The 12992-nt window shown below is 69.7% G+C and carries 15 protein-coding genes; 2 read left to right on the top strand and 13 right to left on the bottom strand.

Going from position 1 to position 12992, the window contains the following annotated elements; translation table 11 throughout:
- Window positions 1-147: 147 nt before the first annotated feature.
- Together IEW13_RS01220 and IEW13_RS01215 are read left to right on the top strand one after the other, a co-directional pair.
- The gene (locus IEW13_RS01220) at window positions 148-837 is read left to right on the top strand and encodes a TetR/AcrR family transcriptional regulator (protein ID WP_188549089.1); all 690 of its coding nucleotides are present in this window, start codon (window positions 148-150) and stop codon (window positions 835-837) included.
- Complete coding sequence (locus IEW13_RS01215; protein WP_188549088.1) at window positions 834-1820, top strand: alpha/beta fold hydrolase; 987 nt, start codon at window positions 834-836, stop codon at window positions 1818-1820. The genes IEW13_RS01220 and IEW13_RS01215 overlap by 4 nt, the downstream gene beginning before the upstream one ends.
- 57 nt (window positions 1821-1877) lie before the next feature.
- On the opposite strand, the gene IEW13_RS01210 is transcribed toward IEW13_RS01215, so the two are convergent.
- From IEW13_RS01210 to ftsY, 13 genes are all read right to left on the bottom strand, one after another.
- Complete coding sequence (locus IEW13_RS01210; protein ID WP_188549087.1) at window positions 1878-2183, bottom strand: DUF2469 domain-containing protein; 306 nt, start codon at window positions 2181-2183, stop codon at window positions 1878-1880.
- Window positions 2180-2911: a ribonuclease HII gene (gene rnhB, locus IEW13_RS01205; protein WP_188549086.1), complete on the bottom strand. Its 732-nt coding sequence runs from the start codon at window positions 2909-2911 to the stop codon at window positions 2180-2182. Before rnhB ends, IEW13_RS01210 begins: the two co-directional genes overlap by 4 nt.
- Entirely contained in the window at window positions 2895-3572 is a 678-nt protein-coding gene (gene lepB / locus IEW13_RS01200; RefSeq protein ID WP_229744846.1) for a signal peptidase I, read from the bottom strand. The genes rnhB and lepB (IEW13_RS01200) overlap by 17 nt, the downstream gene beginning before the upstream one ends.
- A gap of 146 nt (window positions 3573-3718) precedes the next feature.
- A complete protein-coding gene (gene lepB, locus IEW13_RS01195; protein ID WP_188549085.1) occupies window positions 3719-4468 on the bottom strand; it encodes a signal peptidase I in 750 nt (249 codons plus the stop codon).
- A gap of 56 nt (window positions 4469-4524) precedes the next feature.
- Complete coding sequence (gene rplS, locus IEW13_RS01190; RefSeq protein WP_188549084.1) at window positions 4525-4866, bottom strand: 50S ribosomal protein L19; 342 nt, start codon at window positions 4864-4866, stop codon at window positions 4525-4527.
- Between the two features lie 431 nt (window positions 4867-5297).
- Window positions 5298-6089, bottom strand: a complete 792-nt coding sequence (gene trmD, locus IEW13_RS01185; protein ID WP_188549083.1) for a tRNA (guanosine(37)-N1)-methyltransferase TrmD — start codon at window positions 6087-6089, stop codon at window positions 5298-5300.
- 6 nt (window positions 6090-6095) lie between these two features.
- Window positions 6096-6605: a ribosome maturation factor RimM gene (rimM, locus tag IEW13_RS01180; RefSeq protein ID WP_308420786.1), complete on the bottom strand. Its 510-nt coding sequence runs from the start codon at window positions 6603-6605 to the stop codon at window positions 6096-6098.
- A gap of 419 nt (window positions 6606-7024) precedes the next feature.
- Window positions 7025-7255: an RNA-binding protein gene (locus IEW13_RS01175; RefSeq protein ID WP_188549082.1), complete on the bottom strand. Its 231-nt coding sequence runs from the start codon at window positions 7253-7255 to the stop codon at window positions 7025-7027.
- A complete protein-coding gene (gene rpsP, locus IEW13_RS01170; RefSeq protein WP_188549081.1) occupies window positions 7255-7683 on the bottom strand; it encodes a 30S ribosomal protein S16 in 429 nt (142 codons plus the stop codon). Before rpsP ends, IEW13_RS01175 begins: the two co-directional genes overlap by 1 nt.
- Before the next feature lie 261 nt (window positions 7684-7944).
- A complete protein-coding gene (gene ffh, locus IEW13_RS01165; protein ID WP_188549080.1) occupies window positions 7945-9546 on the bottom strand; it encodes a signal recognition particle protein in 1602 nt (533 codons plus the stop codon).
- 231 nt (window positions 9547-9777) lie between these two features.
- Entirely contained in the window at window positions 9778-10116 is a 339-nt protein-coding gene (locus IEW13_RS01160; protein WP_188549079.1) for a P-II family nitrogen regulator, read from the bottom strand.
- Window positions 10113-11408 carry an ammonium transporter gene (locus IEW13_RS01155; RefSeq protein ID WP_229744845.1) on the bottom strand — a complete coding sequence of 432 codons (1296 nt, stop codon included), beginning with the start codon at window positions 11406-11408 and terminating at the stop codon, window positions 10113-10115. The genes IEW13_RS01160 and IEW13_RS01155 overlap by 4 nt, the downstream gene beginning before the upstream one ends.
- 460 nt (window positions 11409-11868) lie before the next feature.
- A complete protein-coding gene (ftsY, locus tag IEW13_RS01150; RefSeq protein WP_229744844.1) occupies window positions 11869-12987 on the bottom strand; it encodes a signal recognition particle-docking protein FtsY in 1119 nt (372 codons plus the stop codon).
- Window positions 12988-12992 lie beyond the last annotated feature (5 nt).

Below are 12992 nucleotides of genomic sequence, written 5' to 3'. Positions count from 1 at the left end.
GACTCACGCCGCCGTTGGCCGTCGCAACCCGGTGCGCACAGCCCATGACGCTCACTCGGAACCGCCGCAATACGCAACCAGGATCCTGATGCCCTACACTAAATGACCAGATACATTTTTCTGGTCATTTAGTCATATGGAGGCGGCATGCCCCGGCCCAGCGTCAGTACCGATCACATCCTCGACTCCGCGGCGAATCTGCTCGCCCGCCGCGGCTTCGACCACGTGACCACGGAGGACATCGCCAAGGCCGCCGGCGTCGCCAAGGGAGTCCTCTACCTCCGGTTCGCCAGCAAAGACGAACTGTTCGGCGCCCTGCTCGACCGTGAATTCGCGAACGCCGTGCGAGCCCTGGCCACGCTGGTAGAAGAGGATCCACGCGGCGGCCTGCTCTCCCGGCTCTATCTGCACTCACTCCGCGCGGTCCACGCCAGCCCCGTGCTGACCGCCTTCTACAGTGCCGCGCACGGCGAGTCACGCGTCGTGGCCCGGCTGGTCAGGGACCGCTCCGGCAGCCGGTACCCCGCCCGCCAGGTGCTCGGGACGGACTTCTTCGAGGAACTGCACCGCAAAGGAATGATCCGCGCTGATATCGAACCGGGCACCCTCGCCCGCCTCCTCGCCGTCTGGTCCGTCGGCCTGGCCGCGAGGGCGCCGCATGACGACATCGACGCCCTGGTCGTCGGCATCGGCGATCTGATCGCACGCGCCGTCGACGCCGATGTCACCGACACCACCCCGGGCAAGGTCGCCTTCGCCGAGTTCGCCCACCGGCTGATCGACCACGCAGAACAGACCGCACCCGCCGGGGCCGGCCGCAAGGAGCCACGGCCATGAGCCTCATCCCGCCGGGAAGCATCGAGACGTTCATCGACCTCGACGGCGGCCGGGTCCGCGTCCTGCGCTCCACGTCCAGGCCGGTGGCACCGTCCCGCGCCGGATCCGCCGTATCCGATGCGCCCGCCGCCGAGCCCCGCCGCTGCGCCACTCGGCCGGCGCCGGTGCTGCTGATCCATGGCGGCGGCACCGACAACTCGGCGATCTCCTGGTACGAGGTCTTCGCCGCCCTGGGTGCAGCTGGCACATCGCGCGAGGTGATCGCCATCGACCTGCCGGGATTCGGCCGGACCACCGGCATCGAACCAGTAGGCGGAGCGCCGGAACTCGCCGGCTTCGTCGCCCGTGCCGCACACGCACTCGCCATTCCCCGAGCCGTCGTCATGGGTGTCTCCATGGGCGGCGACGTCGCCTTGAACCTTGCGCTGCGCCATCCGGAGCTGGTCGCGGCGCTGGTGCTCATCGCCCCGGGCGGCCTGGTCCCCGTGTTCCGCAACCGGGCCGCCCAGTTCTCGGCCTGGCTGGCCGCCCAGCTCCCGGACGCACTGCTGGTACCGCTCACGCGGCTGGCGAACCGCCACGTCGAGACCGTCATCAAAGCGATCGTCAAGGATCCGGACGCCCTGCCGCCCCAGGTGCTGGACGAGTTCACCCGCGAAGCGAGACGTCCTGGCGCCGGGATGGCCTACGGCCGGTACAACCAGGCCTCGCTCGGGCCCTGGTCGATGCGCAACAACCTGCTTCCGGCAGTCGGTCGCGTCGGCGTCCCGGCACTCTTCTTCCACGGCCAGGACGACCCGCTGGTGGATCCCGAGGGCTCGCGCTTGGCGAGCGAGCTCATGCCGGACGCCCGGCTCGTGCTGGTCCCCGAATGCGGCCACTGGGCGCAGCTCGAGGCCAGCGACCGCTTCCTCACGGAGGTGCGGGACTTCCTGGCCTACATCGACCGTCGTCAGTGCCGACCGCCGGCCAGCACGCCGTGACCCGCGCCGGGCATGTCCGGCGCCGCGATGCAGGAGTCATGGCGCAGGAGCGGCGGCTCAGCTGGGCACGTCGAAGTCGCTCTGCGCCAGCTGCTCCACGTTGACGTCCCGGAACGTCATGATGCGCACCTTGGCGGCGAACCGCTTGGGCCGGTACACGTCCCATACCCAGGCGTCCTCCAGCGTCACGTCGAAGTAGACCTCGCCGTGCCTGGACTCCTGTTTCACATTGACGCGGTTGGCCAGGTAGAAGCGGCGCTCAGTCTCCACCACATACCGGAACAGCCCCACCACGTCCCGGTACTCGCGGTAGAGCTGAAGCTCCATCTCCGCTTCGTACTCCTCGACGTCGTCGACGCTCATGGCTGCACTCCCTGGATCCTCCAGCTCCTGCGGTGGTACCGGCACAGGCCGTGCGCGGCGATGGCGCGGCTGTGCGCGGCGGTCTTGTACCCCATATTGCGCACCCACTCGTACTGCGGGTGCTCATCGTGCAGGGTCACCATGATCCCGTCCCGGTGGACCTTCGCCAGCACGCTGGCAGCGGCGATGGTCAGGACGCTGCGGTCGCCTTTGATCAGTGTCCGCACGGGGTACGGGGGCAGTTCCGGCATCCCGGTGAGGGCCTCGGCATCGACCGTGAACAGATCGGCGGCAGGATCGGAGAGCCAGTCGTGGCTGCCGTCCAGGAGGATGGAGCAACCCCGGGCCGGTCCGGCATCGGCGTCCGGGCCCGGTAGCCGGAGTTCGGCGATGGCTCTCCTGCCGGCCAGCCGGAGCGCCGTGGTGATGCCGAAGGCGTCGATCTCGTCCGGTGAGGCCTCGCCGACCGCACAGGCGGTGCCCCAGGAACGGATCGCCGGGACGAGCGCCTCTCGCTGGGCGGGCGTGAGCAGCTTGGAGTCGCGTACGCCCTCCAGCAGGGTGAGCGCGTGCAGGTCGACGGCGACCGCGCCGACGCAGACGGGCCCGGCCACCGCGCCGCGTCCGACCTCGTCGATGCCGATCAGATAGCGCTGCCCGGTCTCGGCGAGCGCGCGCTCGTGGTCGATGCCGGGGTCCCGCAGGAGCAGGTCAGGGTTCGGGGACATGCGCGAAGACCTCGTCGGGGTTGCTGATGATGCCGAAGCGCTGCAGGGGCCAGTTGAGCAGGAACGCGGTGCCGACGACGTTGTCCTCCGGCACGAACGCCCCGCCGGCGGTGTCCTCGTTGTACCGGGAGTCGAGCGAGTTGGCACGGTTGTCACCCATCACCCAATAGTGGCCCGGCGGGACCTCCGCGTGGAAGGGCATCTCGGAGGGCGCCACCGCGGCGTCCAGGTAGTCCTCCTGCAGCGGTGCGCCGTTGACGGTGACGCGGCCCTCCTCGTCGCAGCATTCGACCGTGTCCCCGCCGACGCCGATGACGCGCTTGATCAGCTGCTGGCCCGCATCGGCGGGCACGAGGCCGATCGCCGCGAGCACCGGATTGGGCTCGTACTGCGCCACTGTGGTGCCGTCGAGCCAGCCGCCGGGATCGTTGAAGACGATGATGTCCCCGCGGTCGATCGTCCCGAGCGTGGGCGCCAGCTGGTTCGCCAGCACCCTGTCATCCACTTCGAGCGTGCTGGACATGGACGCGGAGGGGATGTAGAAGGCCCGTACCAGCCAGGTGCGCACCACGAAGGTGACGACCAGGGCGATGACGACGACGATCGCGATCTCCCGCAGGATCGCCACCCAGCCCGGGCGCTTCTTGGAGTTGGCTGACACCCTTGGGATTCTACGGCACGGCCCCGGGGGTGAAGCGGGGCGACGCCGGCAGCCAGATCCCCGGCGGCGGAGCCACGTGCGGCTGTGAGGCGCACCGACAACGGCGCCACCTGAGCCGAGGCGGGCCGGGTGAACGATTCGCGCCGCTACAGCGGCGCGGGGTCCGGCCAGACGCGGTGCACCACGGTGCCGATGACCCGCTGCTGGGGGATCATCCCGCCGCCGGGAGCGCCCAGCAGGCTGCGGGAATCGGCGGAGTTGCGGCGGTTGTCTCCCATCAGCCAGAGCCGGCCGGCGGGCACCTCCACCGCGAAGGGCACATCGGAGGCCGGCTCGCCCGGCTCGGCCAGATACGGCTCGTCCAGGGGCTGGCCGTTGACCTGCAGGCGGCCGGCCTCGTCACAGCACTCCACCGTGTCACCGGCGACGCCGATGACGCGTTTGACGTAGAACACGTCGCCGGGTCCGACTCCAAGCCAGGAGGCGACCGTCTCCGGGCCGCTCGGCGGCATCCCGCCGAGGAAGGAGCCACGGCCGTCGACGACGACGAGATCGCCGCGTTCCGGCTCCTGCCAGGCACCCGGCCGCCAGACGGCGATGCGCTCGCCCGGATTGAGGGTGGGCTGCATCGACTCGCTCGGGATGGCGAACACCTGGATCGCGAACACCCGGACGGCGAGGGCCACCAGTCCGCACACCAGGGCGAAGGCCAGCAGACGGGCCCACACCGGCCATCGGCGCCGATCTGCCGTGCCGGTCCCGGACGCGGTGGTCTCTGACGTGTCTGCCTCGGGCGCGGCCGTTCCCGGCCGCCGGGCGCCGCCGAACAGCGCGAACCCCCGGCGACGCCGTCCGTGGGACGGGCTGCCGGGGGTTCGGGCGGATCGCGCTGTCATACTGTCGCGCCGGCGCATCCGCGTGATCGGCGGATGAGCTTCGAGGCGGCGTCAGATCAGCGCTTCTCGCGGATCTTCGCGGCCTTACCGCGCAGGTTGCGCAGGTAGTACAGCTTGGCGCGGCGGACGTCGCCGCGGGTGAGCACGTCGATCTTCTCGATCACGGGCGAGTGCAGCGGGAAGGTGCGCTCGACGCCGACGCCGAAGGAGATCTTGCGAACGGTGAAGGTCTCGCGGACGCCGTGGCCCTGGCGGCGGATCACGACGCCCTTGAACACCTGGACACGGGAGCGGTTTCCCTCGATGACGCGCACGTGCACGTCGAGGGTGTCACCGGCGCGGAACTCAGGGACATCCGACTTCAGCGAGGCGGCATCGACCAGATCAAGCTTCTGCATGATGGTTTCTCCTGTCCCGTGCCTGAAGCCACGAGAGCATTGCTCGGGCCGTCGCGGGTTTCCCCGGCGGCGAGTTCTTGGGTTTCGTCTGCGCCCGGCATCGCCGGGGAGCTCGCTGCCACCGCGTCCCTTCAGGCAGAGCGGCGGCGCACAAACGCACCAGCCAATTCTGCCACAGCGCGCGCGGACAGGCGAATCGCATGCGCGAGCCCCTGCGCGGCCGCCGGCACACGGCCACCGCCCTTATATCGTCACTGCGCTCTTATATCGTCACTGCGCTCTTATGTCGTCGTCGCCCAGACCTGGAGAGCGACGATGTACGGGCGCAGCGACGATTTAAGCATCTCGACCGCGCACACGTGGATGCCGCCCGATCACGCGACCCGCATCCCGGGCACGTTCACGCGAGACAGTGCCACCGCGCACGTGCGCTACTGGGTGACGTCGTCACGGCGCCGGTCCAGGCGGCCGCCTTCGACCGTCCAGCCCAGCACCGAGAGCACCTGGAGGTCGTGCGCGTCCAGCGTCCGCGCGTCCAGTGCGGCGATGAGATCGGGCCGGACCTCGGCGGTCCGGCGCAGGGACTCGTCCCGACGATAGCGCGCGATCCGGGCGTGGTGCCCGCTCAGGAGCTCCTCCGGCACGCTTAAGCCCCGCCATTCGGCGGGCTTGGTGTAGACGGGGGCTTCCAGCAGCCCGTTCTCGTGGGATTCCTCTGCCAGGGACTCGGGGTTCCCGACGACGCCGGGCAGCAGCCGTCCGACGGCTTCGATCATGGCCAGCGCGGCCACTTCGCCGCCGTTGAGGACGTAGTCGCCCAAGCTGAGCAGACGCACCTCGAAATGGCGCCCCGCATCGGCGAAGACCCGCTGATCGATGCCCTCGTAGCGTCCGCAGGCGAACAGCAGCCGGTCTCGTGCGGCCAGGTCCCGCGCGATCGCCTGGGTGAACGGCTCGCCCGCGGGGCTCGGGACGACCAGGACACCGCCGGGCCGGTCCGCCGCGGCCGCGTCGAGCGCCTCCCCCCACACCTGGGGTCGCATGACCATGCCCGCACCGCCGCCGTAGGGGGTGTCGTCCACGGTGCGATGCCGGTCGTGGGCGTAGTCGCGAAGATCGTGGACCCGCAGATCCAGCAGCCCGGCCTCGCGGGCTTTGCCGATGAGGGACAGATCCAGGGGCCCGAGGTACTCCGGGAAGATGGAGAAGACGTCGATGCGCATACCCGCTCAGGCCTCCTCGATGAGCCCGCCGGGCGGGGTGATCACGATGTGCCCCGCCTCGACGTCCACCTCGGGGACGATCTGCTCCACGAAGGGAACGAGCACGGCGCGATCGTCCTCGTCCAGGCGGATCTCCAGCAGGTCCTGGGCGGTGCCGAACAGCAGGTCCGTGACCTCGCCGATGCGGGTCCCCTCGCGCAGGACGCTCAGGCCCGTCAGTTCTTCGGCGCGCCAGGCGTCGTCGTCCTCCTCGTCGTCGAGCACCGGCGCCATCAGGCGGGTGTTGCGGATCTGCTCGGCGCGGGTGCGGTCCGTCACTTCGGCGAAGGAGAGCAGCAGGCGCTCGCGGTGCCAGCGGGCGCCGGTCAGGGTGAGGGGGCCGATGTCCGGCTCGGTGACGAAGACCGTGTCCGGCACGAATCGCTCCTCCGGGGCGTCGGTGAGGACCTCCACGGTCACCTCGCCGCGGATGCCGTGGGGTTTGCCCAGCCGTGCCACCGCGTTCATCTCAGCCATGCTGTCCCTGATCCTCCTGCTTTCCTGCCCCCCGCCAGCGGACGCTCGGCGTTCCCGGGGTTCATCGCGCCGGCTCCGGCGCGCAGCCGCCCGGGTACCGGGGGACGGCTGTCTTGACACCGCATCGGCGTTCTCGCTGCGGCGGCCCGCCCTGGTGCCCGCGGGGCAGCCGTCCTCCTGATGGATGCGCGCGCTCTGCCTGATGGGCGGGCAACCTGGCTGATCGGCACGCGCCCTGCCGCCGGTCACGCGGTTGTCCCGCGCCGCGTCGTGCCGCGTCTTCTTCCCGGGTTCCCGCAGCGCCATCCGTGCGCGTTCCCGTAGCGCCGGCAACGACGCCGGCCCCCGCGAGCATGTGCTCACGGGGGCCGGTGATCGCGTTCATGCGCACGGCTGTGCCTCTGCCGGCGCCCGTGCCCTCAGGCCTCGGACAGGTCCACGCGGACCTGGTCGCGGCCGGCCAGTGCGCCGATGACGGTGCGCAGCGCTTTGGCGGTGCGGCCCTGGCGGCCGATCACCCGGCCGAGGTCTTCGGGATGCACCCGCACCTCGAGGGTGGTGCCGCGACGGCCGCCACGCTCCCGGACGACGACATCCTCGGGGTAATCGACGATGCCGCGGACCAGATGCTCCAGCGCCTCCGCCAGCATCAGGCCTGCTCGTCCTCGGCGGACGTCTCCTCGGCCTGCTCGGCCTTGGCGTTGTCAGCGTTGCCGCCCTTGCCCTTCTGGGTGATGGCTTCCTTCAGCACGGAGCCACCCTCAGGAGCCTTGAACTCGGGCTTGGGCTCGGGCTGCTTCAGGGTCCCCTCGGCGCCCTCAAGGCCCTTGAACTTCTGCCAGTCGCCGGTGATCTTGAGCAGGTTCAGGACCTGCTCGCTCGGCTGCGCGCCCACGCTGAGCCAGTACTGCGCGCGCTCGGAGTCGATCTCGATGAGCGAGGGCTGGCGGAGCGGGTGGTACAGGCCGATCTCTTCGATGGCCCGGCCATCGCGCTTGGTGCGCGAGTCGGCGACGACCACGCGATAGAAGGGCTCGCGGATCTTGCCGAAACGCTTGAGTCGAATCTTGACTGCCACGGAAGTGGTGTCTCCTTTGGTTCTCGTTTTCGAGCGCTCACCGCAGCTGTGGGGCGGCTGGAACGGTGAAGCGCTGCACGGACACGGCGCATGACGGTTGAGAGGGTCCGCACGCACCGGGTACAGCAGCTTATTGTGCCAGAGAAAGCGCCACTTCGCCCAATCGAGCGGAGCCTTTCACAGTCGTGAGGATCTGGCAGTCACAGTCGCGCGAAGGAGCCCGCCCAGCCCCAGCCCGCAGCCGACACGGCCCCAGCGTGGTCACCGGCCGCCGAAGATGCCGCCGAAGCCCTTCGGCAGATTGCCCGGGTCGAACTGCTCCTCCGGTCCGGTGTCGAAACCGCCGAAGGAGGCGCCCGCCGGGTGCTGGGTCTTCTTGCCCTCGGCCGCGGCCTTCGCCTCGGCGGCGCGCTTGGCCGGGTTGCCGGACTTGCCGCCCTTGCGCTTCTTGGCCTGCTGCTTCCCGCGGGTCTTCTTGCCGCCGCCGGCGCCCATTCCCGGCATCTGGGGCATCTGCGGCATCCCGGGGCCGCCCATACCGGGCATCTGCGGCATCCCGCGGCCCGAGGCCGCCTGCCGCATCATCTTGCGGGCGTGCTCGAACCGTTCCATGAGCTGGTTGACATCGGTGACCGTGCGGCCGGAACCGCGGGCGATGCGGGCCCGGCGGGATCCGTTGAGGATGCGGGGATTGGCCCGCTCCTGCGGGGTCATCGACCGCACGATCGCCTCGACCCGGTCGATCTCGCGCTCGTCGAAGGCCTCCAGCTGCTCCTTGAACTGAGCGGCGCCGGGCATCATGGCGATCATCTTCTTCAGCGAGCCCATCTTCTTGATGGACTCCATCTGCACGAGGAAGTCGTTGAGATCGAAGTCCTCGCCCTTCTCGACCTTCTTGGCGAGCTGTTCCGTCTGCTTGGCGTCGAAGGTCTTCTCGGCCTGCTCGATCAGGGTGAGCACATCGCCCATGTCGAGGATGCGCGAGGCCATCCGGTCGGGATGGAAGGTCTCGAAGTCGGTCAGGCCCTCACCGGTCGAGGCGAACATGATGGGCTTGCCGGTCACGGAGGCGACGGACAGCGCCGCGCCGCCACGGGCATCGCCGTCCAGCTTGGAGAGCACCACGCCGGTGAAGTCCACGCCCTCGTTGAAGGCCTGCGCCGTGGTGACGGCATCCTGACCGATCATCGCGTCGATGACGAACAGGACCTCGTCGGGGTTCACCGCGGCGCGGATGTCCGCGGCCTGCCGCATGAGCTCCTCGTCGATGCCCAGCCGGCCGGCGGTGTCCACGATCACGATGTCGTGCAGTTTGGTCTTGGCGACTTCGATGGCGTCGCGGGCCACCTTCACCGGGTCCCCGACGCCGTTGCCGGGCTCAGGCGCATACACGAAGGCGCCGGCGCGCTCGCCGACGATCTGCAGCTGGTTGACGGCATTGGGCCGCTGCAGGTCACAGGCCACCAGCATCGGCCGGTGCCCCTCCGAGGTCAGCCAGTGGGCGAGCTTGCCCGCCAGCGTCGTCTTTCCGGCACCCTGCAGACCGGCGAGCATGATCACCGTCGGCGGCCGCTTGGCGAACTGGATGCGGCGGGTCTGGCCGCCGAGGATGCCCACCAGCTCGTCGTTGACGATCTTGACGACCTGCTGGCTGGGGTTCAGTGCCTGCGAGACCTCGTCGGAGAGCGCCCGCTCCCGGACCGCGCCGGTGAAGGCGCGCACCACGGGGAGTGCGACATCGGCGTCCAGCAGCGCCCGGCGGATCTCCCGGATGGTGGCGTCGACATCCGCCTCGGAGAGCCGTCCCTTGCCACGCAGGTTCTTGAAGGTGGCGGACAGCCGATCCGAAAGTGAGGTGAACATGGTTTCCTTGTGCGTCGTGATGCTCGAGTTCCGCGTGGAGAGGTCAGCTTCCAGGGTACCAAGGCACGCGGATGCTCAGTCTCGCGCCGGACAGCGGAACGGCGGGCACGGGAGGCACTCCCCGATATGGGGAGGCCTGCCCATGCCCGCCGGACCCGTCCATCCCTGCACGTGGCCCTCATGCACGGCGAGGCAGACGGGGAGACCCGCCGCACCGGGCCGGATGGACGCCTAGATGGCCAGCTCGCCGCGCTCGCCGGTCCGGACCCGGACGACCTCGTCGACCGGGGAGGACCAGACCTTGCCGTCACCGGCCTCGCCGGTGAACGCCGCGGCGACGATGGTGTCGATCACCGCGCCGGCCGAGTCGTCGTCCGTCAGCACCTCGACGCGCGCTTTCGGGTGGAGGTCCACGGCGTATTCGGCGCCGCGGTAGAACTCCTTGTGCCCCCGCTGCTGGCCGTAGCCGCTGGCCTGGCTGACCGTCAGGCCCTTCACGCCGTAGGCCTCGAGCCGGCCGCGGACCGCGTCGAGCGTGTTCTGCCGGATGATGGCTGTGATGAGTTTCATGTGTTCACTCCGTCTCGGCTGGGAACGGGACCGTTGTCCGGGGCGCCGGCCGTCGACGAGCCTCCGCCACCGCCGCCGCCCAGGGTGCTGAACTCGTAGGCGGTCTCGGCGTGCTGGGTCAGGTCGGCACCGGTGGCCTCCTCGGACTCGCTGATCCGGAAGCCGATCGTGGCGTGGATGATCAGGCCGATGATCAGGGTCAGGATCGCGGAGTACGCGATGGCGATGACCGCCGCCACGATCTGCGCGATGAGCTGGCCGATGCCGCCGCCGTAGAACAGGCCGCCGTCGAGGGCCAGGAAGCCCAGGGCCAGGGTGCCGACGACGCCCGCGACCAGGTGGACACCGACCACGTCGAGGGAGTCGTCGTAGCCGAGCTTGAACTTCCAGCCCACCGCGATGGCGGAGAGCACGCCGGCCACCAGGCCGAGCAGGATCGCGCCGAGCGGGCTCACATCGGCGCAGGCCGGGGTGATGGCCACCAGGCCCGCCACCACGCCGGAGGCGGCACCCAGGGAGGTGGGCCGTCCGTCGCGGATCCGCTCGACGACCAGCCAGCCGATCACGGCAGCGGCGGGCGTCACCATCGTGTTCACCCAGATGAGGCCGGCCTCGACCGGGTCCTCAGCCGCGCCGCCGTTGAAGCCGAACCAGCCGAACCACAGCAGCGCCGCGCCGAGCATCACGAAAGGCACGTTGTGCGGCCGCTGGCTCGGGTCCTTGCCGAAGCCCTTGCGCTGACCGATGATCAGGGCGAGCACGAGCGCCGCGACGCCCGCGTTGATGTGCACGACGGTGCCGCCGGCGTAGTCGATCGCCTCACCCACGGCGCCTCCGACCAGCCCGTCCTCGCTGAGCAGGCCGCCGCCCCAGACCATGAACGCCAGCGGGCAGTACACGAGCGTGACCCAGACCGGGACGAAGACGCACCACGCGGAGAACTTCGCGCGGTCGGCGATGGCGCCTGAGACCAGCGCGGTGGTGATGATGGCGAAGGTCGCGCCGAAGCCGATGGAGATCAGATCGGCGGTGCCGACCGCACCGGAGAGCCCGAAGTACTCGAACGGGTTGCCGAACAGCTGGGCCACCCCCGTGGCGCCCGACATCGAGTAGCCCCACAACACCCAGACGACTCCGACGCCGGCGATCGAGATGAAGCTCATCATCATCATGTTCAGCGCCGACTTGGCGCGGGTCATACCGCCGTAGAACAGCGCCAGACCGGGCGTCATCAGCAAGACCATGGCCGCGGTGACCATGAGCCACACATCTATGGCTGACAGTTCTTCCATTGTTCCCCCGTATCCAGACCAGGAGTTTCCCCGTCTTCGATAGGCGGCGCGACGCGCCGACTGGGTGCCAGTATTCCCAGCGGATGTTAAAGCTGAAACGCGCGGATGTTTCGTCGGCGTTACGTCCTAGGCGCCTGCGTTAAACGCCGGTTACGTGGGCTTCAGCGGTCCTGGTGGAACCCCTAGTGGTTCCCTGAGCAAGCCTTATGGCGGTTCCGCTTGTGACCCATCAGCACCTGGGCGGAAGGAACAGAACATCAGCGCAGTGACAAAACGACAGGGTAGTGAGAAAACAACGGCGTAGTGAGAAAACAACAGCGTAGTGACAAAACGACACCGTCTACGGAGGTCTTTCGTCATTACCCCGTTGTTCTGTGAAGGAAGCCGCCCGGGAGTGCGCCGGGCGGCAGCGGGAGGCGCTCAGCGCGGCAGGGCGCCGCACGGCACGGGACGAGGGTGCTCAGCGCAGCAGGGCGTCGACGAACTCCTCGGGGTCGAAGGGCGCCAGATCGTCTGCGCCCTCGCCCAGGCCGACGAGCTTGACCGGCACGCCGAGTTCGCGCTGCACCGCCACCACGATGCCGCCCTTGGCGGTCCCGTCGAGCTTGGTGAGCACGATGCCGCTGATGTTCACGGCCTCGGCGAACACCCGGGCCTGCTGCATGCCGTTCTGGCCGGTGGTGGCGTCGAGGACCAGCAGCACCTCGTCGACGGGCCGGCCGCCCAGGGGCTTCTCCGCGACGCGCTTGACCTTGCCGAGCTGGTCCATCAGGCCGACCTTGTTCTGCAGCCGGCCGGCGGTGTCCACCAGCACGACGTCCGTGCCCTCCTGTACCCCGCGTTCCACCGCGCGATAGGCGACGGAGGCCGGATCGGCGCCCTCCTGCTCGGCGCGCTCGGTCTCCACGCCCACACGCGAGCCCCAGGTCGCCAGCTGCTCGGCGGCGGCGGCCCGGAAGGTATCGGCGGCACCGAGCAGGACGCTGCGGTGCTCAGCCACGAGGACCCGGGCGATCTTGCCGACGGTGGTGGTCTTGCCCGCCCCGTTGACGCCGACGACGAGGATCACGGCGGGCTTCTGCTCACCGTCCACGTTCAGGGCACGGTCCATCTGAGGGTCCACAAGCGCGAGCAGTTCCTCACGCAACAGCGCCTGGACGGTCCCGGGATCGCGCGTGCCCAGCACCCGCACCCGCTCGCGCAGCCGGTCCACCAGTTCCGCGCTGGGCCCGGCGCCGATGTCCGCCAGCAGCAGGGTGTCCTCGATCTCCTCCCAGGTGGCCTCGTCCAGGGTGTCCTGGCTCAGCAGGCTCAGCAGGCCGCGGCCGAGTGTCGAGTTGGACTTGGCCAGCCGGTCGCGCAGCCGGGCCAGCCGGCCCTGTGGCTCGGTGGGGACGTCTCGCAGCGGCGGTGCCGGCGGCGTCTCCTCCTCGACGGTCGGGGCCTCGGGGACGTCGGTCTCCAGCGGGGCCTGCTCCTGCCGGCGCAGGCGCGTGGCACGCAGGAACAGCACGCCGACGGTGCCCAGCACGGCCAGGACAAAGACGATTCCGAAGATCAGCAGGTCAGTGGTCTCCACGGGAC

Source organism: Sediminivirga luteola (genome assembly GCF_014639315.1).
Taxonomy (GTDB): Bacteria; Actinomycetota; Actinomycetes; order Actinomycetales; family Brevibacteriaceae; genus Sediminivirga; species Sediminivirga luteola.
The sequence above is the reverse complement of the archived record's forward strand: the minus strand, read 5'-3'. Positions and strand labels throughout refer to the sequence as shown.